Consider the following 20,200-nt stretch of genomic DNA (forward strand, 5'->3'; position numbering starts at 1 on the left):
GCTTCCCCCCTTTGGGGGGGTGTGGGCGTGTTTCCGCCCCCCCCCCGCCCACTTTCATGGCGCTATGGCGTGACTCACGGGGTGACGAGGGTGGCGTCCTGGGGAAGCTGGAAGTCCGGTCCGTGAGCGAGGAAGTCCGCGATGAGGGCGGCCAGATCCTCGGCGCGGTCGCCCTGCAGGTCGTGTGCGGCGTCGTGAAGGAGGACGAAGCTGCAGTCGGGCATGAGACGGGCGAAAGTGCGTCCGTTCTGGGGCGGTATCAAGCCGTCCTGCTCGCCGAACGCCACCAGCGTGCGAACGGAACTCTCCGGCAGACGTTCGGTGATCTGCTTCGCGTGGTCGGGGTTCGCTCCGTCGAGCCTGGAGATCAGCGCGAACATCCGAGCCTGGGAGTCGGGGTGGGGCGGTACGAAGACCGGCTCCCGCTCGGGGTGGACGCGAACCAAGCGCAGGGCTTCCTCGGGTGTGAGGTCCGCCTGTGCCGAAGGGTCGACACCTTCTTGGAAGGTGCTGGGTGCCTCGAGGACCAGTGAGGCCACCCGTTCCGGGTGATCGAGGGCGATGTTCAGGGCGACGTTGCCGCCGAGCGTGGTTCCGAGCAGGTGGAAGCTTTTCAGTCCGAGGTCCTGGGTCGCCTGGTAGACGGTGTCGGCCAGTTCGCCGAAGTTGCGGCCGCGGCCGCCGTCGGGCTCGTCGCCCCATCCGGGCAGTGCGAAGAGGATGACGTCGTACTGCTCGGCGAGGCGGTCCAGCAAGGGGGAGAAGCGGAGGCCGACGGCGCTGTGGATGACGACGAGAGTGTCGCCGGCGCCGGCGCGGAAGTAGCGGATGGGGTGACCGTCGGCTTGGGCGACACCTTCGGTGAAGGCGGAGCCGTACTTTGCGGATGCAGATGTCATGGGGGGCCAACTTTCGATCACAGGGGAAGCTGGGTGATCCTGCTCGTGAGGCCTCGCGGCCATTGAAACATGTTTAAATGGCCTTACGTAAATATTTCAATTTGAATCTGATGTGTCAAGACTTTATCGCGTCAGCCGCCGTCCAGTCCTCCGCGCTTGACGAGCTGGCTCGCGATGACGTTGCGCTGGATCTCGTTCGTGCCCTCGCCGACGATCATCAACGGGGCGTCGCGGAAGTACCGTTCGACGTCGAACTCGGTGGAGTAGCCGTAACCGCCGTGGATGCGGACGGCGTTGAGCGCGATCTGCATCGCGGTCTCGGAGGCGAAGAGCTTGGCCATGCCCGCCTCCATGTCCACACGGCGGCCCTCGTCCGCCTCCCGTGCCGCGTACAGGGTGAGCTGCCGCGCCGCGGTCAGTGAAGTCGCCATGTCGGCCAGGTAGTTGCCGATGGACTGGTGCTGCCAGATCGGCTTGCCGAACGACTCGCGTTCCTGGGCGTAGGCGAGGGCGTCCTCCAGCGCCGCACGGCCGACCCCGAGCGCGCGGGCGGCGACCTGAAGGCGGCCGGTCTCCAGGCCCTTCATCATCTGCGCGAAGCCCTTGCCCTCCACGCCGCCGAGCAGCGCGTCGGCCGGCGCCCGGTGGTCCTCGAAGGACAACTCGCAGCTCTCCACGCCCTTGTAGCCGAGCTTGGGCAGATCACGCGAGACGGTCAGGCCCGGGCCGTGCTCCACGAGCAGGATCGAGATGCCCCTGTGCGCCGGAGTGGCGTCCGGGTCGGTCTTGCACAGCAGGGCGATGAGCCCGGAGCGCTGCGAGTTGGTGATCCAGGTCTTCGCCCCGTCGACCACGTATCCGCCGTCGGCGTCCTTGCGGGCGACGGTGCGCAGGGCCTGCAGGTCCGAGCCGCCGCCCGGTTCGGTCAGGGCCATGGTCGCGCGGATCTCGCCGGTGGCCATCCTCGGCAGGTACCGGCGCTTCTGCTCCTCGGTGCCGAAGTGCAGCAGCAGCTTGGCGACCACGGTGTGGCCGCCCATCGCGCCGGCCAGGCTCATCCAGCCACGGGCCAGCTCTTCGGTGATCAGGACGTAACAGGGGGTGGAGACCGGGGTGCCGCCGTACTCCTCGGGGACGGCGAGGCCGAAGATCCCGAGGGTCTTCATCTGCTCGATGAGGGCCTCGGGGTAGGTGTTGGCATGCTCCAACTCCCGGACGACGGGCTTCACTTCCTTGTCGACGAAGTCGTGCACGGTACGGACGACGAGCTGTTCGTCCTCGGACAGGAGGTCCAGGGTGCCCATGCGGCGGTGCTCCTTGCTGAAGTGACGGGTGACGAAGGGCGGTTCAGATGTCGTGCTCGGCCTTCAGGCCCTCGATGTCGGCCGGGCCGTATCCCAGGCCGGCCAGGATGGCGTCGGTGTGCTGCCCGGCGGCGGGGACGGCGTCCATGCGTGGGGCCGTTCCGGCCAGATCCACCGGCGGCAGCAGCGCGGACACCGCGGCTCCGCCGGGAATCGGTACGTCCCGCCAGCGGTCCCGGCCGCTGAGCACCGGGTGTGCCAGGAAGTCGGTCATGTCGTTCACGCTGGCGTTGGCGATGCCCGCCGCGTCCAGCAGCTTCGTCACCTCGTCGCTGTCCAGTTCACCGAACCGCTCGGCCACGAGCGCGTTCAACTGCTCGCGGTGCGCCACCCGGGCCGAGCCCGTGGCGAAGCGCGGATCCGTGACGAGCCCGGGCCGGCCCAGGAACCGCTCGCACAGGGCGGCCCATTCGCGCTCGTTCTGGACGGAGAACAGCACGGCCCTGCCGTCGGCGGCGGTGAAGGCGCCGTAGGGTGCGATGGTGGCGTGCTGGGTGCCCAGGCGTGGGGGCTGGGTGCCGCCGTAACGGGTGTAGTAGGCGGGTTGGCTCACCCACTCGGCCAGCGCCTCGAACAGCGAGACCTCCACGGCCCGGGCGACACCCGTGGTGGCCCGGGTGAACAGGGCGGTGAGGATGCCCGAGTAGGCGTACATGCCGGCCGCGATGTCGGCGATCGACACCCCGACCCGGGCGCCCCCGTGTTCGTTGCCCGTGAGGGAGACCAGCCCGGTCTGGCACTGCACCAGCAGGTCGTACGCCTTGCGGTCGGACCACGGCCCGGTCGAGCCGTAGCCGGAGATCGAGCACGGGACGAGGGAGGGGAAGCGCTCGGCGAGGGCCTCGGCGCCCAGGCCCATCCGGACGGCCGCGCCCGGGGCCAGGTTCTGTACGAACACATCGGCGCCGGCGAGGAGTTGCTCCAGGATCGCGCGGCCGGCGTCCGTCTTCAGGTCGAGCGTCACCGACTCCTTGGAGCGGTTGAGCCACACGAAGTAGCTGGACTCGCCGTGCACCGTGGTGTCGTACCGACGGGCGAAGTCACCCCCGCCGGGCCGCTCCACCTTGATCACCCGTGCGCCGAGGTCGGCCAGCTGACGGGTGGCGAAGGGGGCGGCCACCGCCTGTTCGACGCTGACGACGGTGATGCCGGAGAGGGGCGGTGCTGCCGGGAGCGCGGTCATGAGGTGACCTCCAGGAGGGTGTGGATCCCGTGCCGTTAGTGCCATCATGAACACTCATGACGACGTAGGTGAAATACCAATACGGCATACCACCATGCGTACCTCGGATGGCGGGGGAAGGAAGAACGTCTTGGACCTCAAGCAGCTCAAGGCGATCGTCACGGTCGCCGAGGTGCGCAGCGTCACGCGCGCCGCGGAGTTGCTGCACCTGGTGCAGCCCGCGGTGACCCGGCAGATCCGCACCCTGGAGCAGGAACTGGGCACCCCCCTCTTCGAACGGACCAGGACGGGCATGCGGCCCACCGAGGCCGGGGCGATCATGGTCGACCGGGCCCGGCGCGCCCTGAACGAGCTGGAGCGGGCCCGCGCCGAGGTGCAGCCGACCCCGGGCGTGGTGACCGGCATCGTCACCGTCGGGCTGCTGGAGAGCACCAGCGACCTGCTGGCCGAGCCGCTCGTGACCGCGGTCGCCCGTGACCACCCCGGCGTCGAACTCCGCCTGATGACGGCCTACTCCGGTCATCTGCAGCAGTGGCTCGACGACGGGGACCTCGACCTGACCCTGCTCTACAACCTGGACAGCACACCCTCCCTCAGCGCGCATCCGCTGCTGCGGGAACGGTTGTGGGCGGTCGCGCCCCCGTCGGCCCGCCTCCGGGCCGACCAGCCCGTGCCGTTTCCGGAGGCGGCGAAGCACCGGCTCGTCATGCCCACCTCGGGGCACGCGCTGCGCCGGCTGATCGACGCGGCCGCGGTGCGGTCCGGGGCCGCCATCGACGTCGCCGCGCAGACCAACTCCATGCGGGTGCAGAAGCAGCTCGTCCAGGCGGGGCACGGCTGGACCGTCCTGCCCGGCGTGGGCATCGCCGAGGACGTCGCGCGGGGCACGCTGAGCGCCGCGCCGCTGAGTGAGCCCGACGTGTGGCGCTCCGTCGTCCTCGGCACGCCGCGGTTCCGGCGCACCCCGCCCGCCGTGGAGGTCGTCGCACGGGAGCTGGTCCGCCGGATCAACTCCGCGGTGACTCAGGGCAGATGGCCCTCGGCCCAGGTCCAGCAAGACGACGCCCCTGCCGCGGGAGAGTGACTCGCCCAGGTTCAGGGTGCCCATGCGGAGAGGCTCCGCATACATGCACGCGACGCATGCGGACATCACAGCTTTCTATTGTCCAACCCTGTCCATCAGCACTCATGATGGGGAGTGATGAGAGCCGACCTCTAGCTGACGGGATCCCCCTTCCATGCAGCGCTACGAGTTGTTCATCGACGGGGAGAGCCGCGAGGCCGCCGGCGGTGAGTGGTTTCCCACGGACAACCCCTACCTGGGCACCCCGTGGGCCGAGATCGCCAAGGGCACAGCCCTGGACGTCGACGACGCGGTCCGCGCCGCCCATCACGCCCTGTACACCGGCCCCTGGGCCGAGCTGACCGCCAGCGCCCGTGGCGCCCTGCTGAGCCGGCTCGGCGACGCCATCGCCGCGAACGCCCGGCACCTGGCCGAGCTCGAAGTCCGTGACAACGGCAAGCTGTTCACGGAGATGCACGGGCAAGTCGCCTACGTCCCCCAGTGGTTCCACTACTACGGCGGACTCGCCGACAAGGTCGAGGGCACCGTCCCGCCGCTGGACAAGAAGGGCTACTTCGCCTTCACGAAGAAGGAGCCGGTCGGGGTCGTCGCCGTCATCACGCCCTGGAACTCCCCGCTCCTGCTGCTGGCCTGGAAGGTTGCTCCGGCCCTCGCCGCGGGCTGCACGGTGGTAGTGAAACCGTCGGAGTTCACCTCCGCCTCCACTCTCGAACTGGCCCGGGTCTTCCACGAGGCGGGGCTGCCGCCGGGTGTGTTCAACGTCGTCACCGGTTTCGGCCAGGACGTGGGCGCCGCACTCGTCGAGCACCCGCTGGTCCGCAAGGTCAGCTTCACCGGCTCGGACGCCACGGGCCGTCGTATCAACGAGGCCGCGGCCCGCGACTTCAAGCACGTCAGCCTCGAACTCGGCGGCAAGTCCCCCAACATCGTCTGTGCCGACGCCGATCTCGACGCCGCGGTCAACGGCGCCGTCTCCGGCATCTTCGCCGCCACCGGACAGACCTGCATCGCCGGCTCCCGGCTGCTGGTGCAGGAGGATGTGCACGACGAAGTCGTGGGCAGGCTCGTGGAGTTGGCGCGTACCGCGCGCATGGGCGATCCCATGGACGAGGCCACCCAGGTCGGCCCCATCACCACCCCCGCCCAGTACGCCAAGGTCCTCGACTACATCGGCATCGCCCGGCAGGAGGGCGCCCGGCTCGTCCTCGGCGGCAAGGCCGCCGAGCGTGGCGGCTGGTTCGTCGAACCCACCGTCTTCACCGGCGTGAGCAACGGCATGCGCATCGCGCAGGAAGAGATCTTCGGCCCCGTCCTGTCCGTCATCCCCTTCAAGGACGAGGACGAGGCAGTGGAGATCGCCAACGACAGCCGCTACGGCCTCGGCGCCGGCGTGTGGACGAGCGACATCTCCCGCGCCTTCCGCATGGCCGACCGCATCCGCTCCGGCACCGTCTGGGTCAACACCTACCGCGCGGTCAGCTACCTGGCTCCCTTCGGCGGCTTCAAGGACTCCGGCATCGGCCGCGAGAACGGCATCGGCGCCATCACCTCCTACCTGGAGGACAAGTCCGTCTGGATCAACACCGGCGCCCCCACGGGCAACCCCTTCGTCCTGCGCTGAGAGAACCTGCGGCGGCCGACAAAGACAGAGGGACAGAAAGACAGAACGACACAAGGACCAGAGGGACAGAGGGACACAAGGCCACAAGGCCACAAGGCCACAAGGCCAGAAGGCCAGAAGGCCAGAAGGCCAGAAGGCCAGAAGGCCAGAAGGCCAGAAGGCCAGAAGGACTCAAGGCCAGCAGGACACCGGGACACAAGGACAGCAGGACGATGCAGCCCACTCCGCCCCCACTCGACTCATACGTGGAGTCCTGGACTCCCGGGCCGGTCACCGACGAGGACCCCCTGCCCACCGGGCCGGTGGCCGCCCTCTCGGCGGTCCTGGACCTGCCCGACCCGGTCGCGAAGGCCGGGGATCCGCTTCCCGCGCTGTGGCACTGGCTGTACTTCCTCAGCTGGCCCGCCGGGCGGGATCTCGGCCCCGACGGCCACCCCCGCGACGGCCACTTCCTGCCGCCCGTCCCGCAGCGGCAGCGCATGTGGGCGGGCGGCCGCTGCGAGATCGTCCGGCCGCTGCTCCTGGGGGAGCCGGCCGAGCGGACCGGCAGCCTCGGCGCGGTGACCGCCAAGCAGGGCCGCACCGGAGAGATGCTGTTCGTCACCGAACGCCGTGAGTTCCGTCAGCACGGCCTGGTCTGCCTGGTGGAGGAACAGGACATCGTCTACCGGTCCGGGCGCACGGCGGGACAGCACCCGGCCGCCCTCGACGAATCCGCCGTTCCCCACCCCGACCGCCCGTGGCAGCTTCCGCTGCGCCCGGGTCCCGCCCTGCTGTTCCGGTTCAGCGCCCTGACCGCGAACGCCCACCGCATCCACTACGACGCCCCGTACTGCCGGGACGAGGAGGGCTACCCCGGAGTCGTCGTCCACGGCCCCCTGCTCGCCCTGCTCATGCTCGAACTGCCCCGACGCCATGCCCCCGACCGGCCCGTGCGCTCGCTGTCCTACCGGCTCCGGCGGCCGGTGTTCGCCGGCGAACACCTCATCGCCTGCGGCACGCCCGCGGGCGGCGGCGCCGAACTGTACATCGCCACCCACCGGGAAGACCGGCACGCCACGGCCGAGGTGACCTTCGCATGACCGCGCCCCACGACCGGATCGCCATCGCGACCAGCCTGCTGTTCGTCCCGGGACACCGGCCCGACCGCTTCGACAAGGCGGCTTCCTCCGGTGCCGACCTGGTCATCGTCGACCTGGAGGACGCCGTCGCCCCCGAGGACAAGGTTCGCGCCCGGGACAATACCGCCGCCTGGCTCGCCCTCGGCAACCAGGCGGTCGTACGCATCAACCCGCCCGGCACCCCCTGGTCCGAGAGTGACCTCGCCGTGGCCGCCGACCACGGCTTCCCGGTGATGGTGCCCAAGGCCGAGGATCCGACGGTGCTCACCGAACTCGCCGACCGTACGGCCGGACGGTGCGCCCTCGTGCCGCTCATCGAGACGGCCCTCGGCGTCCAGCGGGCCCGCGAGGTGTGCGCCGCACCCGGTGTCGTCCGGGCGGCCTTCGGCAACGTCGACCTCGCCGCCCAGCTCGGCGTCGCCCACGATGACCACACGGCACTGGCCTACGCCCGCTCCAGCCTCGTCCTCGCCTCGGCCGCCTCGGGCATCAGCCCGCCGATCGACGGCGTCACCACCGCCGTACGGGACGGGGAAGCGCTCGGCTCGGACATCGCCCACGCCCGACGCCTGGGCTTCACGGGCAAGCTCTGCGTCCACCCGTACCAACTCTCGTACGTGACCGACGGATTCGCCCCCACCGCAGACGAACTGGACTGGGCCCGCGCCGTGGTCCAGGCCGGGGACTCCGTCACCACGGTCGGCGGCCAGATGGTCGACAGGCCCGTCCTGGAACGCGCGCGGCGCCTCCTGGCACTCGCCGCCCGCGCGTAGGGCGCGCGCTCACTCGGCGTTTTGCCTGCGCTGCTCGATGAACGCCTGCAAGGTGTTCAGCCGGTGCTGCCGCGCGTAGCGCTCGACCTCGTCCGGTTCCGCACCCCGTTCGATGAGCGCGAGCAACTCCTCGTGCTCCTCGACCGATTGGAGCGAGCGTGCCGGTACGAAGTCGAAGGGGGACCTTCTGATCCGGTCGAGGAGTTGCAGCTGCCGGTCGACCATGGTCAGCAGGTCGGTGTTCGGGCATCTGCTGCGCAGGATGGCGTGGAACTCGCCGTTCAGCCTGGCGAAGCCGACCGGGTCGAAGGATTCGCGGCTCCGGCGCATCTTCTCGTTCACCTCGCGGGCCGCCTGGAGGTCGTCCTCGGTGAGGTGCGGACCGCTGAGCCCGACGGCGGCACCGTCGACCACCGCCAGCGCTTCCGCCGCCGTCTCGTACTTCGTCTCGTCGATCGCGACCCGGGCGCCGACGTTCCGCTCGAAGGTGACGTGGCCCTCGGCTTCCAGGAGCCGTACCGCTTCGCGTACCGGGACGGCGCTGACCGAGAACTCGCGCGCCAGTTGTTCGAGGACCAGGCGGTATCCCGGGCTGTAGGTGCCGTCCATGATGCGCTCGCGAAGTGCGCGATACACCAGCTGTGACTTCGACAGCCGAGTCGTCTGTGCATCGGGGGAAGGCATCGGTTCATCCTCGCCGGTGGGTCTGGTCTGGAACGTACAAGGGGCACAGCCGGCTGGCAGGCGGGGGACCGGCGTTCCTCAGCATGTCATTCCTCTGCGGGCACGGTGGAGCGAGTCCGGCGGGACAGATGGTGATCGCTGTCCTTCCGCTGTTCGTAATGGTCGATCAGCAACGTGTGTCCCAGGTCGTTGTGGTAGTCCCGCCAGACCGAGTGGATGTGGTTGCCGCTGTCGATCGCGTTGTCGAACTCGATGAGCAACGTATCGGTCTGGATCCGGTAGTAGTGCGACGTTCCGTGCTCGGTCCCGCCCGCCCAACAGAAGAAGATCTTGTCGTCGTTCGTACCGTCGAGCGTGCGCAGATAGGTGTCGGCCAGTTCGTCGGGGACGCGGCCGACGTAGGTCCGGATGAGGTGCCTGACCAACGCGGCCCCCCGGCTGTCCAGGTCGCACGCGGCCACCCCGCGCGGCCGGTCGGCCTCGAACTTGAGCGCCTCCCGGTCCGCGTCCGAGATGCGGTAGCTCGGAATGCCCAGGTCGACGTGGTCGGGCAGCTCGACACGGCCGACGCGGGGCACCTGCCGGGTGACGTAGTCGGCGGGCGCCACGTCGTGGATCACCGCCGCCTTGCGGTGGACGTCCGACATGCCGTGCAGCAGTTCGAAGGCGAGTTCCTCGTCGTCCCTGAGCGGGTGGAAGACGCCCGAGGGAACCGGCTGCGCACCCATGTTGCACGGTGTGACCGTCAGGTAGCGCTGGCCGATGATCGTGTAGCTCAGGGAGAGGTGATGACCGAGGACTCTCCAGCCCCATGTGTCCTCGAAGCCGGGGCGGCCGAAGAACGAGAAGGAGTAGTTGTCGGGATCGCGGAAGTCACCCGCGATGACGCCGAGGCCGCGCTCATGGACCTCCTTCTCGCGCAGCATGTTCTCCATGGCCATGATCTGCAGCGCCTGGCTGTAGCCCCGTGTGCTCAGGCCCGAAGCCAACAGGTGCTGGGCCAGGGTTCGTTGGTGCCCGTGCAGCGCCGACATCGCGATCCCTGTGCGGTCGGGCTTCGGGATGAAGTCCCAGTCGAGGCGCCGGGGATCGGACATGGGGTACGAAGCGATGGCACGCTGATCGGGCGTCAGTGAGTTCAAGAGCGCCCACGTGGAGAACAGCATCCGCTTGATGGTCTCGGGGGCCTCGTATGGCGCATTCACCTGGTCAGTTCCTCAGCTTCCTGGGTTGGGACATTGTCGACCCGGCCGTCGGGCGGCGGCTACGCGCGCGGGGCGCCGTCCGTGGCCTGAGGGGCGGGGTGCCCGTACGCCGCCTCCTTCGCGGCCGCGTCGGCCTGTGGAGCCGGCAGCAGCGGTCCGACGCGGTAGTCGTCCTTGGCGATCGACGTGCGCAGGCGGCCGGTCGACGTGCGAAGTCCGTTCACTTGTGTGCCGGACACTTCGACCTCGACCACGTCCCCCGGCTGTGCGACGGAGGAGCCGGCTGGTGTGCCGGTCAGGATCACGTCACCCGGCTGGAGCGTCATGAACCGTGACAGATCCGCGATCACATAGGCGAAGTCGAAGATCATGTCGTCCGCGACTCGCGCGTCCTGCTCCAGCCGGCCGTTCACGTAGGTCCGGAGGTGCAGGCTCGAAGGGTCGAGCCGGGCCGCGTCCAGGACCGCCGGGCCGATCGGGGTGCAGCCGTCGAGGCCCTTGGAGTGGACGTTCGACCCGGGGTCGGCATAGCGCAGGTCGTACAGGCCGAAGTCGTTCGCCGCCGTCACCCCGCCGACGTGTCGCCACGCGGTCTCCCGGCTGACGCGGTGCGCCTCGGCTCCGATGACGAGGGCGATCTCTCCCTCGAAGGCGAGGAGTTCACAGTCGGCGGGTACGCCGAGCACGGAATCGGAGGGCGCCAGGGTGGAAGGCGCCTTGAGGAAGTACGACGGGAACGCGGGCGTCCTGCCGCGCTGATCGGCGCGACTTCGGTAGTTGAGGTGGACGGCCACCATCTTCGAAGGTCGATCGTGGAGTGGGTTGATCACCAGAGCGTCCTTTCGCCGTCACAGCCACCGGGAGTGGGCCGGTGGAGCCGCTCCGCGCACTATCATGCATGGTTTCATAGCTGTAATCGTATATGATTTTAGCTCACGATTGGCTGGGAGGGTACATGCTCGAACACGCACGCATCGAGGAGATCGCCGACGAGTTGGCCAAAGCGGGTCACAACCGCAAGGTGGTGCCACTGCTGGCGGCCCGCAACCCGGGAATGACGATCGAGGACGCCTACGCCGTGCAGGGGCTGTGGTCGCGGCGGCGTGAAGAGGAAGGCCACACCGTCGTCGGACACAAGATCGGCCTGACGTCCCGGGCGATGCAGGAGGCCACCGGCATCACCGAGCCCGACTACGGCGTCATCTTCGACGACATGGTGCTGGAGAGCGGTGCCGACATCCCGCACGACGCCTTCTCCAACGTGCGCATCGAAGTCGAGCTGGCCTTCGTGCTGAGTCGGCCCCTCACAGGACCGCGCTGCACGGTCTTCGACGTTCTTGCCGCAACCCAGTACGTCGTACCGGCGCTCGAGATCCTCAACTCCCACATCGAGCTCGCCGGACGAACCATTGTCGACACGATCAGCGACAACGCGGCCATGGGAGCCATGGTGATCGGTGGTCGTCCCGTGCCCGTCGGCGACATCGACCTGCGGCGTGTCGGCGCGCTCCTCTACCGCAACCAGACCATCGAGGAGACCGGTCTCGCCGCCGGGGTGCTCAACAACCCTGCCAATGGAGTCGCGTGGCTGGCGAACAAGCTGTTCCATCACGGCACCACACTCAGCGCCGGTCACATCGTCCTCTCGGGATCCTTCACCCGTCCCCTGTGGGTCGAGCGCGGTGACACGATCCACGCCGACTACGGAAACCTGGGGGCGGTCACATGCCGCTTCGTCTAGACCCGCCCTTCGCTTCGGTGCTGGCCGAGGCGGACCGGACACTGATCGGGATGTGGGTGTGCAGCGGCAGTGCCCTGGTCGCCGAGATCTGTGCCGGCAGCGGCCTGGACTGGCTGCTCATCGACACAGAGCACAGTCCAGGCGACCTCATGACGCTGCAGGGCCAGTTGCAGGCCACCCACGCCTACCCGATCACCCCGGTGGTACGGCCCCCCAGCGCCGACCCGGTCACGATCAAGCAGTATCTCGACCTCGGCGTCCAGAACCTGCTGATTCCGATGATCGACGACAGTGCGCAGGCCAGGGAAGTGGCACGAGCCGTCACCTATCCGCCGGAGGGGATCCGGGGCGTCGGCAGTGCGCTGGCCCGCGGGTCGCGCTGGAACCGGGTGCCGGACTACCTGGGACAGGCCCGGGAAACGCTCTCGGTGTATGTGCAGGTCGAGTCCGGCACCGCGGTGAAGAACATCGCGGAGATCGCCACCACGCCCGGCATCGACGGCGTCTTCGTCGGCCCGTCCGATCTGGCGGCATCCATGGGGTTGTTGGGCCAACAGGATCACCCGGATGTCATCCACGCCGTCACCACCTGCATCACGGCTGCGAGGCGTGCGGGAAGGAAGGTCGGGGTGAACGCGTTCGCCCCCGCCCTCGCCCAGCGCTATATCGAAGCGGGCGCCGACTTCATCCTCGTCGGCGCCGACGTCGACCTGCTGGCGCGGGGCAGTGAGCGGTTGATGTCCGCCTACATGGGAGGAGGCACGCCGTGAAGGGCACCGCGTTGCACGCCGAAGTGCGGGACAAGTTGCTGCACACAGCCGTCGCCACCATCAGCGCGGAACTGCGCCGGAGAGGCTACCCGGACATGTCGATCGACGGCGTTCACTCCCGCTTGCCGGGCAGCAAGCTCGTCGGCCCTGCACGAACGCTCCGCTTCGTCGCCTACCGGCCCGACCTCTCCACTGAGTACGGATCCGGTTACAACGCCCAGAAACAGGCCTTCGACGATCTCCAGGCCGACGACGTGCTGGTGATCGAGGCACGCCAGGATCCCTCCACGGGGACGTTCGGCGATGTCCTCGCCCTGCGCGCGAAGGCGCTCGGCGCTGCCGGGATCGTCACCGACGGTGGCGTTCGGGACTCGGCCGCCGTCGCTGCCGTAGGCATTCCGACCTTCACCCAGTCGGTTCACCCCGCGGTCCTCGGCCGGCGCCATGTCCCCTGGGAGAGGGACACGACGATCACGTGCGGGGGAGTGGCGGTCCAGCCCGGGGACATCGTGGTCGGAGACGACGACGGTGTCGTCGTCATCCCGGCACACCTCGTCGAAGAGGTGGCCGCCGCCGCGGCCGACCAGGAGAAGCAGGACGCCTGGGTGGCGGAGCGGATCGCGGAGGGGAATCCGGTCGAGGGACTGTTCCCTCCAACGGGGCGCTGGAAAGAGGACTTCGACAGGTGGCGCGAAAGCCACTGACGATGCCGTAGGACACACGCTTCCGGCCCGCACTCCATGGCGGGCCGGAAGATGTGTCGTACGGCGGGGTCAGCCCTCGAAGTGGCGCTGGAGGCCGTCCCAGACCGCGTCGTAGTCGTCCTGGAGCGTCGGCAGCGCCAGGGCGGCGGCGGTCGGGATGACAGGGAGTCGGGTCTCGAAGAGGAACGTGAGACCGTTGTCGATCTTGCGCGGCTTGAGCTCCGCCGTGCTGGCGGTCTCGTAGGTCTCACGGTCGGGACCGTGCGAGGCGAAGCAGTTGTGCAGGCTGGCGCCGCCGGGGAGGAAGCCCTCGGCCTTCGCGTCGTAGGTGCCGTGCACCAGCCCCACGAACTCGCTCATGACATTGCGGTGGAACCACGGCGGACGGAAGGTGTTCTCGGCGACGAGCCAGCGGTCCGGGAAGATCGCGAAGTCGGCGTTCGCCGTTCCGGGGATTCCGCTGGGTGAGGTCAGCACGGTGTAGATCGACGGGTCCGGGTGGTCGAAGGAGATCGTGCCGATGACCATGAAGTTGCTCAGGTCGTACTTGTAGGGCGCGAGGCTGCCGTGCCAGCCGACGACGTCGAGGGGGGAGTGGTCGTAGTCGGAGACCCACAGGTTGCCGAGGTACTTGTTGAAGACCTGTACCTCCTCGTCCCGTTCCTCGTAGGCCGCTGTCGGGTACAGGAAGTCCCGGTGGTTGGCCAGGCCGTTGGCACCGATCGGGCCGAGTTCGGGCAACCTGAAGATCTGGCCGTAGTTCTCCATGGTGTATCCACGGGCCACACCGTCGGGCAGCTCCACCTTGAAGCGGAGGCCGCGGGGGATGACCAGGATCTCGCCGGGGGAGACGGCGAGGACGCCGAGCTCCGTGGCGACGCGCAGACCGCCCTGCTGCGGGACGATGAGCATCTCGCCGTCGCTGTTGACGAAGTACTCGCGGTCCATCGACCTGGCCGCGGCGTACATGTGGATGGCCACACCCGTCTGCGCGCGCACATCGCCGTTGCCGCCGATGGTGAACAGCGACTCGACGAACGTCTTCGGCTCGGCGGGGAATTCGTAAGGGTCCCACCGCAGGCGGTTGGGGGCAGGGGCGGCGTTCGCGATCGGGCTCGCGGTCAGGTTGCCGGCGTCGACCTGCCGGAACGGGGAGTGCTTCGCGGACGGCCGGATGCGGTAGACCCACGTACGCAGGTTGTCCTGGCGCGGCGCGGTGAACGAAGTGCCGCTCAGCTGCTCGGAGTAGAGCCCCAGCGGTGCCTTCTGCGGGCTGTTGCGGCCCTGCGGCAGGGCCCCCGGGACGGCTTCGGTGACGTGCTGGTTGCCGAAACCCGAGAGATACGCGAGGTCGCGCGCGGAAGCCGGTCCGGTGATGTCGGTGAGTGACCTGTCAACTGTGGTCATGAGTAACTCCGTTGGGTGTTGGGGACCTGGGACGGGCTCAGGTCGCCTCCAGGACGCTGACGTAGTTGGCCACCGCGAGCCCGCCCATGTTGTGCACGGCGGCGCGACGGGCTCCCGGCAGCTGCATGTCACCGGCGGTGCCGGACAGTTGCATCGCGGCCATCACGTGCTGGGAGACCCCGGTGGCGCCGACCGGGTGGCCCTTGCTCTTCAACCCGCCCGAGAGGTTCACCGGCAGGCTGCCGCCCCGGAACACGGTGCCCTCGTCGAGCGCGACGCGCCCCTTCCCCCGGGGTGCGATGCCGAGCACCTCGTACATCACCAGCTCGGCGATCGTGAAGCAGTCGTGCAGCTCGATCAGGTCGAGGTCACCGAGTTCCACGCCGGCCATGCCTTTCGCGCGGTTCCAGGCGGCGGCGCTGCCGGCGAACTCGACCGGGTCGCGTTTGCCGACGGGCAGGAAGTCGTTCGCCTGGCCGAAGCCGATCAGCCGGACCGGGCTCTGGGCCGCGCCGCCGCTCGGCCTGGTCGTGAGGACGAGCGCCGCCGCGCCGTCGGAGACCGGGGAGCAGTCGGTGCGCCGCAACGGACCGGCGACGACAGGGTTCTTGGGCGAGGTCGTCGCGCAGAACTCGGGGGTGAGCTCCTTGTGGAGGTGAGCCCACGGATTGGCCAGCCCATTGCCGTGGTTCTTCGCCGCGATCTGCCCGAGTACGTCGCCCAGGTCGCCGTAACGCTCCTGATAGGCCTCGGCGACCCTGGCGAACAGCCCGGCGAAACCGGTGCGGGACTCCTGGCCGGCGAGCTCGTAGTCGGCCCCGAGCAGGGCGGCGCCGACCTGCTCCGCCGGGGCGTGGGACATCTTCTCGGCGCCGATCACCAGGACGGTCCGGGCGGTGCCCGCGAGCAGGGACCTGACGCCGCCGTGGACGGCCGCCGAGCCGGAGGCACAGGCGTTCTCGACCCGGGTGGCGGGTACGCCGAACAGGTCGTCGGAGATCTGGAGGGCGAGGGACGAGGCGAAGGCCAGTGGCCACAGGCCCGAGTTGAACTGGCCGAACCAGATCTCGTCGACGTCCCCGGCGTCGATTCCCGCCGAGACGATCGCGTCACGGGCGACGGCGGTGACGAGGTCTTCGAGGGACTGGTCGCGCAATGAACCGAAGCGCGTGTGCCCCCAACCGGAGATGACGATGTCGGTTCCGAAGGTCTGGGCGAGAGTCATGCCGCCGCCCCGTACGCCGAGCCGACGGTGAACTCCGCCTCGGTGACGTCACGGAGGTCGTCGACCGTCACCCCGGGCGCGGTCCGGGCCAGCAGCAGACCGCCCTCGACGACGTCGAAGACGGCGAGGTCGGTGATGACACGGTCCACGACGCCGACACCGGTCAGCGGGAGGGTGCACTTGCGGACGATCTTGGGGGAGCCGTCCTTGGCGATGTGGGTCGTCAGGGTGATCACGCGGCGCGCCCCCGCGACGAGGTCCATGGCCCCGCCCATGCCCTTGACGACGGATCCCGGGATGCTCCAGTTGGCGAGGTCTCCGGAGCCCGACACCTGCATGGCGCCGAGGATCGTGAGGTCGACGTGCCCGCCGCGGATCATCGCGAAGGAGGCCGCCGAGTCGAAGATGCTGCCGCCGGGCAGCACGGTCACGGTCTGCTTGCCCGCGTTGATCAAGTCGGCGTCCTCGTCCCCCTCATACGGGAACGGGCCCATGCCCAGAAGGCCGTTCTCGCTCTGGAGGGTGACCTTCACGCCCTCGGGGAGATGGTTGGCGACCAGGGTGGGGATGCCGATGCCGAGGTTGACGTAGGCGCCGTCTCTCAGTTCGGAGGCGGCGATGGCGGCCATCTCGTCACGCGACCATGTCATGACTGCTCCTCTTCTCCATAACGCGGCTCTTCGTACCTGCGGGGCAGACGCTCACGCGGATGTCTCGGTCCGCTGCCGCGTGGTGCGCTGCTCGATGTGCTTGACCCGGCTCGACGTCCGTACGACGCGCTGCACGTAGATGCTCGGCGTGACCACGTGGTCGGGATGGATGGCGCCTTCGTCGACGATCTCGTCGACCTCGGCCACGGTGACCCGGCCGGCCGTCGCCACGACCGGGTTGAAGTTGCGGGCGGTGTAGCGGTAGACGAGGTTGCCGGCGGTGTCCGCGCGGTGGGCGCGCACCAGCGCGAGGTCGGCGACCAGGCCGCGTTCGAGGACGTACTCGACTCCGTCGAAGACCTCGGTCTTCTTGCCCGCCGCGACCTCGGTGCCCACCCCGGTGCGGGTGTAGAAGGCGGGGATCCCGGCGCCGCCCGCGCGGAGCCGTTCGGCCAGGGTGCCCTGCGGGTTGAACTCCACCTCGAGCACTCCGTCGAGGTACTGCTGCGCGAACAGCTTGTTCTCACCCACGTAGGAGGCGATGACCTTGCGGACCTGACCGCCCTCGATGAGGACACCGAGGCCGATCCCGTCCACGCCCATGTTGTTGGAGATGACGGTGAGATCCCGGACGCCGGACGCGCGGACCGCCGCGATCAGGTCGTCGGGGATGCCGCTCAGGCCGAACCCGCCTACGGCCAGGGTCATCCCGTCGGACAGCAGTTCGTGCAGCGCCTCGGTGGCGGTGGGGTTGATGACAGCCATGTCGGTTCCTTTCACGGCCGGTTCGTCGGCAGGGCGGGAGGGGACGGGGGAGTTGCGGATCGGCTTGGGCGAAGGGGGAGACGTCTCAGCGGTACCGCCCCCGTAAGGGGCGCGGGGCTGTATCGATATGCGGCTCCGCCGCGATGGGGGTCCCCGCTCGAGCGAAGCCGAGAGTGGGGGAGCGACCAGCCCCCGCCGGCCCGCGGATTTGTCACCGCTCTTCCAGCGGAGCGCTCAGTGCCGATCGACGACCGGCTCGGACGCGAGCACCTCTCCCCGCAGGCATAGCTCCTCCATGAGCCCGAGGACCGCGCCTTGAGAGTCGGCCGTGCCGTAGACGTAACGGTCCGGCCGGACGACCGCCCATGAGATGCCGAGCCGGGAGGCCCAGCCCACGAGAGTGCCGTCGAGGTCGACGACCTCCGCGTCCGCCGTGTCCGCCGCCCTGGTCGTCGTACGGCCGTTCTCGTGATCGGTCGGTCTCCTGACGGCCACGTGTCGGGCACCGAGTGCTCGGCACACGCTCTCGAAGAACTGCCTGGACTCGTCTTCGGCGTCGGCCGCGGGTTCGTCGGCGTTCTCGATGCGCACGACGGCGAACCAGTCGCCCAGTACCTCGTCGAGGCGGACCCGGTCACCGCTCGCGTCCCGCACCCACGGCTGAGGGAACTGGGTGCCCGCCGCCACGTTCGGCGGCGACGCGATCAGCCCCGCCGACAGCGGCGGGATGACCTGCTGCCGTGTGGGGTCCGGACGCAGCCGGCGTGCCTCGCGGAGCCGGGCGTCCCGAGCCCTCGCGCGGTCCGGGTCGAGCTCGCCGATGATCTTTCCGAACTCCTTGGCGAGCGCGACGACTTCGCGCACATGCACCCGCATCTCGGCCTCGTAGGTGTCCAGCACGTGTTCCGGCCAGCCGCGCTTGGCGACGGCGTCGAGTTTCCAGGCGAGTCCGGCCGCGTCCCGGATTCCGGCGCACATTCCCTGCCCGAGGAAGGGCGGCATCTGATGGGCCGCGTCGCCGGCGAGCAGGATGCGTCCGCGCCGCCAGTTGTCGACGACCAGGGCATGGAACCGGTAGACGGCGACCCGTGCGATCTCCAGAGCGTCGACATCGACGAAATGGGACAGGACCCTTCTCACCACGGCGTGGTCTTTGAAGTCCTGGGGGTATTCCGACGGGAGCAGCTTGATCTCCCAGCGCCGGAGCGAGCCGGGTCCGATGATGAAGGTGCCCGGCCGGGACGGCTGACAGTACTGGGTGGCCCTGGAGGGAAGGTCGGTGTCGGCGACGAGGTTGGTGTCGACGATCACCCACCACTCGTCGAAGTCGAGATCGGTGATCGTGGGCTCGACGAGTGAGCGCGTGCGGCTCCTCGCGCCGTCGCACCCGATCAGGAACTCCGCCTCGACGCGCTCCGTCGCTCCGTCGCGCTCCAGGACGACCACGACGGAGTCCGTGTTCTCGGCCGCGTCGACGAGCGAGGTCCCCGGTCGTTGTTCGACGTTCGGGTAGCGCTCCAGCTCCCGCCTCAACCGGGCTTCGAGCCGCGGCTGGTAGAAGAGGAAGTTGGCTTCCCAGCCCAGCGGGTTGGGAGGCGGAGCCGGGTAGAACGTCTTGATGAGCCCGCCGTCGACACCGAGGTAGTCCGATCCCGGATGCGGGATGCACTCCTGGGCGACCTCATCGGCGATGCCGATGGCCTGGAACGTTCTCATCACCTCGTGATCGGCGGTGATCGCCCGGGGCAGTGGGTAGACCTCGTGTGCGGGGTCCGCGATGAGGACCCTCCACCCTCTGCGCGCGAGGAGGTTGGCGAGAGTGACCCCGGTCGGGCCCATGCCCGCGATCACCGCGTCGTACCGCTTCATCGCTGGTCGCCCGCGGGCTCGCCCGTCTTGTTCAGCTTGTTCAGCGCCGTGATGCGGTGTTCGAGCGGGCCGAAGACCGAATCTCCGTCGGAGAAGGCCTCCATTTCGAGTACGTCGCCATGAAGGAGCCAAGGCGTGCGTACGTCGCCGTAGGTCGCGGTCTCCCAGATGCGCACCTCGGCGAGGCATCCGTGTCCGCTCTCGGCGCCCTCGTTGGAGACCGCGCCCGCGCCGAGGATGGTGCCGGCGGCGAGGTCGCGCGTGCGAGCGGCGTGGGCGATGAACTGCGGGTAGGTGAAGTACATGCCGGTGCCCGAGTCGGGTTCGCCGACGATCGATCCGTTGCGGCTGGTCCGCACCCGCAGGTGGATCCGCTCACCGTCCCACCGCTCGGCGAGCTCGTCGGGGGTCACCGCCGCGAGGGCGAACCCGCTGGTCGGCTTCGCCTGGAGGAAGCCGAAGCCCTTGGGGAGCTCGCTCTGCGTCAGGGTCCGCAGCGTGTAGTCGTTGAGCAGGACGAACAGCTTGATGTGGGCCGCCGCCTCCTCGACGGTGGTGCCCATCGGGACGTCGTCGAGTACGACCGCGATCTCGGCCTCGTAGTCGAGACCGAGATCCTCGTCGGGGATCACCATCTCGTCCCGGGCCTTGAGGAAACGGTCGGACAGGCCCTGGTACATCAGGGGCTCCGTCTCCCAGTTCGGCGGCATTTCCGCCCCGCGGGCGGCACGTGCCTTGCGCATGTGGTCGAGGTAGCCGGAGCCGTCGAGGAACTGGTGGCTCCTGGGGAGCGGGCTTGCCATCTCGAGGTCGGCGACGCGCAGGGCGTCGGTGACGCCGTCCCCGTCGAGGGCCTCGCTCAGCTTCCGCAGCGGCTCCTCCACCTCGGCCCAGTTCTCGAGCGCGGCCTGGAGCGTCGACGCGATCCCGGTCGCCGGTACGGCACGGGTCAGTGTGCGATCGAGGACGACGAGAGTGCCGTCACGGCCTCCTTCAACCAAACTGCCCAGCTTCACTGTGCGGTCCTTCCCCAGTCGGTCGGCTTCGCGTCCCATTGAAGAGACGGGTCGCGCGGCTGTCAGGAGCGGTTTCCGCTTATCGGAAAGACATCGAAAGGCACTTCTGCCCCTCTTTC

The 20,200-nt window shown here is 69.0% G+C and carries 19 protein-coding genes; 7 read left to right on the plus strand and 12 right to left on the minus strand.

Features of this window, described 5'->3' with window-relative positions; all coding sequences use genetic code 11:
- Positions 1-74 precede the first annotated feature (74 nt).
- The 3 genes from ACWCQ1_RS39785 to ACWCQ1_RS39795 all read right to left on the minus strand — a co-directional run bounded on the left by ACWCQ1_RS39785 (position 75) and on the right by ACWCQ1_RS39795 (position 3,446).
- Positions 75-899 carry an alpha/beta fold hydrolase gene (locus tag ACWCQ1_RS39785; RefSeq protein ID WP_390700834.1) on the minus strand — a complete coding sequence of 275 codons (825 nt, stop codon included), beginning with the start codon at positions 897-899 and terminating at the stop codon, positions 75-77.
- Positions 900-1,030: 131 nt separating this feature from the next.
- On the minus strand, positions 1,031-2,203 hold the full coding sequence (locus ACWCQ1_RS39790) for an acyl-CoA dehydrogenase family protein (RefSeq protein WP_451028585.1): 1,173 nt from the start codon (positions 2,201-2,203) through the stop codon (positions 1,031-1,033).
- 43 nt (positions 2,204-2,246) lie between these two features.
- Entirely contained in the window at positions 2,247-3,446 is a 1,200-nt protein-coding gene (locus ACWCQ1_RS39795) for a CaiB/BaiF CoA transferase family protein (RefSeq protein WP_451028586.1), read from the minus strand.
- A 130-nt stretch (positions 3,447-3,576) separates the two neighbouring features.
- Here ACWCQ1_RS39795 and ACWCQ1_RS39800 point away from each other — a divergent pair, with 130 nt between their 5' ends.
- The 4 genes from ACWCQ1_RS39800 (at position 3,577) to ACWCQ1_RS39815 (ending at position 8,045) form a co-directional block, all read left to right on the plus strand.
- Entirely contained in the window at positions 3,577-4,530 is a 954-nt protein-coding gene (locus tag ACWCQ1_RS39800; RefSeq protein ID WP_451028587.1) for a LysR family transcriptional regulator, read from the plus strand.
- A 154-nt stretch (positions 4,531-4,684) separates the two neighbouring features.
- Positions 4,685-6,151, plus strand: a complete 1,467-nt coding sequence (locus tag ACWCQ1_RS39805; RefSeq protein WP_390700830.1) for an aldehyde dehydrogenase — start codon at positions 4,685-4,687, stop codon at positions 6,149-6,151.
- 212 nt (positions 6,152-6,363) lie between these two features.
- On the plus strand, positions 6,364-7,233 hold the full coding sequence (locus tag ACWCQ1_RS39810; protein ID WP_390700829.1) for a hypothetical protein: 870 nt from the start codon (positions 6,364-6,366) through the stop codon (positions 7,231-7,233).
- Positions 7,230-8,045 carry an HpcH/HpaI aldolase/citrate lyase family protein gene (locus tag ACWCQ1_RS39815; protein ID WP_390700828.1) on the plus strand — a complete coding sequence of 272 codons (816 nt, stop codon included), beginning with the start codon at positions 7,230-7,232 and terminating at the stop codon, positions 8,043-8,045. The genes ACWCQ1_RS39810 and ACWCQ1_RS39815 overlap by 4 nt, the downstream gene beginning before the upstream one ends.
- A gap of 9 nt (positions 8,046-8,054) precedes the next feature.
- On the opposite strand, the gene ACWCQ1_RS39820 is transcribed toward ACWCQ1_RS39815, so the two are convergent.
- From ACWCQ1_RS39820 to ACWCQ1_RS39830, 3 genes are all read right to left on the minus strand, one after another.
- Positions 8,055-8,729: a GntR family transcriptional regulator gene (locus ACWCQ1_RS39820; protein ID WP_390700827.1), complete on the minus strand. Its 675-nt coding sequence runs from the start codon at positions 8,727-8,729 to the stop codon at positions 8,055-8,057.
- Between the two features lie 86 nt (positions 8,730-8,815).
- Positions 8,816-9,934 (minus strand): DUF3500 domain-containing protein, encoded by a 1,119-nt coding sequence (locus ACWCQ1_RS39825; RefSeq protein ID WP_390700826.1) that lies wholly within the window; start codon positions 9,932-9,934, stop codon positions 8,816-8,818.
- A 59-nt stretch (positions 9,935-9,993) separates the two neighbouring features.
- Positions 9,994-10,764: a fumarylacetoacetate hydrolase family protein gene (locus tag ACWCQ1_RS39830; protein ID WP_390700825.1), complete on the minus strand. Its 771-nt coding sequence runs from the start codon at positions 10,762-10,764 to the stop codon at positions 9,994-9,996.
- Between the two features lie 125 nt (positions 10,765-10,889).
- On the opposite strand from ACWCQ1_RS39830, the gene hpaH reads away from it, so the two are divergent.
- From hpaH to ACWCQ1_RS39845, 3 genes are read left to right on the plus strand one after another with little or no spacing between them, the layout of a single operon-like run.
- A complete protein-coding gene (gene hpaH, locus ACWCQ1_RS39835) occupies positions 10,890-11,675 on the plus strand; it encodes a 2-oxo-hept-4-ene-1,7-dioate hydratase (protein WP_390700824.1) in 786 nt (261 codons plus the stop codon).
- Complete coding sequence (locus ACWCQ1_RS39840; protein ID WP_390700823.1) at positions 11,660-12,445, plus strand: HpcH/HpaI aldolase family protein; 786 nt, start codon at positions 11,660-11,662, stop codon at positions 12,443-12,445. Before hpaH ends, ACWCQ1_RS39840 begins: the two co-directional genes overlap by 16 nt.
- Positions 12,442-13,149, plus strand: a complete 708-nt coding sequence (locus tag ACWCQ1_RS39845; protein ID WP_390700822.1) for an RraA family protein — start codon at positions 12,442-12,444, stop codon at positions 13,147-13,149. The genes ACWCQ1_RS39840 and ACWCQ1_RS39845 overlap by 4 nt, the downstream gene beginning before the upstream one ends.
- 69 nt (positions 13,150-13,218) lie before the next feature.
- On the opposite strand, the gene hmgA is transcribed toward ACWCQ1_RS39845, so the two are convergent.
- The 6 genes from hmgA to ACWCQ1_RS39875 all read right to left on the minus strand — a co-directional run bounded on the left by hmgA (position 13,219) and on the right by ACWCQ1_RS39875 (position 20,081).
- Positions 13,219-14,556 carry a homogentisate 1,2-dioxygenase gene (gene hmgA / locus ACWCQ1_RS39850; RefSeq protein ID WP_390700821.1) on the minus strand — a complete coding sequence of 446 codons (1,338 nt, stop codon included), beginning with the start codon at positions 14,554-14,556 and terminating at the stop codon, positions 13,219-13,221.
- Positions 14,557-14,593: 37 nt separating this feature from the next.
- The gene (locus tag ACWCQ1_RS39855) at positions 14,594-15,781 is read right to left on the minus strand and encodes an acetyl-CoA acetyltransferase (protein WP_451028588.1); all 1,188 of its coding nucleotides are present in this window, start codon (positions 15,779-15,781) and stop codon (positions 14,594-14,596) included.
- Positions 15,778-16,431, minus strand: coding sequence for a CoA transferase subunit B (locus ACWCQ1_RS39860; protein WP_451028589.1), 654 nt, complete (start codon positions 16,429-16,431; stop codon positions 15,778-15,780). The genes ACWCQ1_RS39855 and ACWCQ1_RS39860 overlap by 4 nt, the downstream gene beginning before the upstream one ends.
- 51 nt (positions 16,432-16,482) lie before the next feature.
- Positions 16,483-17,196: a CoA transferase subunit A gene (locus tag ACWCQ1_RS39865; RefSeq protein ID WP_390700818.1), complete on the minus strand. Its 714-nt coding sequence runs from the start codon at positions 17,194-17,196 to the stop codon at positions 16,483-16,485.
- A 234-nt stretch (positions 17,197-17,430) separates the two neighbouring features.
- Complete coding sequence (locus ACWCQ1_RS39870) at positions 17,431-19,065, minus strand: bifunctional 3-(3-hydroxy-phenyl)propionate/3-hydroxycinnamic acid hydroxylase (RefSeq protein WP_390700817.1); 1,635 nt, start codon at positions 19,063-19,065, stop codon at positions 17,431-17,433.
- On the minus strand, positions 19,062-20,081 hold the full coding sequence (locus tag ACWCQ1_RS39875) for a fumarylacetoacetate hydrolase family protein (protein WP_390700816.1): 1,020 nt from the start codon (positions 20,079-20,081) through the stop codon (positions 19,062-19,064). Before ACWCQ1_RS39875 ends, ACWCQ1_RS39870 begins: the two co-directional genes overlap by 4 nt.
- Positions 20,082-20,200: the final 119 nt, after the last annotated feature.

The sequence above is a fragment of the Streptomyces sp. NPDC002144 genome (assembly GCF_053593695.1).

Bases quoted from the DNA above. Each gene is read 5' to 3' on its own strand.
- ACWCQ1_RS39785 (WP_390700834.1), bottom strand. From the start codon at position 899: ATGACATCTGCATCCGCAAAGTACGGCTCCGCCTTCACCGAAGGTGTC.
- ACWCQ1_RS39790 (WP_451028585.1), bottom strand. From the start codon at position 2,203: ATGGGCACCCTGGACCTCCTGTCCGAGGACGAACAGCTCGTCGTCCGT.
- ACWCQ1_RS39795 (WP_451028586.1), bottom strand. From the start codon at position 3,446: ATGACCGCGCTCCCGGCAGCACCGCCCCTCTCCGGCATCACCGTCGTC.
- ACWCQ1_RS39805 (WP_390700830.1), top strand. From the start codon at position 4,685: ATGCAGCGCTACGAGTTGTTCATCGACGGGGAGAGCCGCGAGGCCGCC.
- ACWCQ1_RS39810 (WP_390700829.1), top strand. From the start codon at position 6,364: ATGCAGCCCACTCCGCCCCCACTCGACTCATACGTGGAGTCCTGGACT.
- ACWCQ1_RS39815 (WP_390700828.1), top strand. From the start codon at position 7,230: ATGACCGCGCCCCACGACCGGATCGCCATCGCGACCAGCCTGCTGTTC.
- ACWCQ1_RS39820 (WP_390700827.1), bottom strand. From the start codon at position 8,729: ATGCCTTCCCCCGATGCACAGACGACTCGGCTGTCGAAGTCACAGCTG.
- hpaH (WP_390700824.1), top strand. From the start codon at position 10,890: ATGCTCGAACACGCACGCATCGAGGAGATCGCCGACGAGTTGGCCAAA.
- ACWCQ1_RS39840 (WP_390700823.1), top strand. From the start codon at position 11,660: ATGCCGCTTCGTCTAGACCCGCCCTTCGCTTCGGTGCTGGCCGAGGCG.
- hmgA (WP_390700821.1), bottom strand. From the start codon at position 14,556: ATGACCACAGTTGACAGGTCACTCACCGACATCACCGGACCGGCTTCC.
- ACWCQ1_RS39855 (WP_451028588.1), bottom strand. From the start codon at position 15,781: ATGACTCTCGCCCAGACCTTCGGAACCGACATCGTCATCTCCGGTTGG.
- ACWCQ1_RS39860 (WP_451028589.1), bottom strand. From the start codon at position 16,431: ATGACATGGTCGCGTGACGAGATGGCCGCCATCGCCGCCTCCGAACTG.
- ACWCQ1_RS39865 (WP_390700818.1), bottom strand. From the start codon at position 17,196: ATGGCTGTCATCAACCCCACCGCCACCGAGGCGCTGCACGAACTGCTG.
- ACWCQ1_RS39870 (WP_390700817.1), bottom strand. From the start codon at position 19,065: ATGAAGCGGTACGACGCGGTGATCGCGGGCATGGGCCCGACCGGGGTC.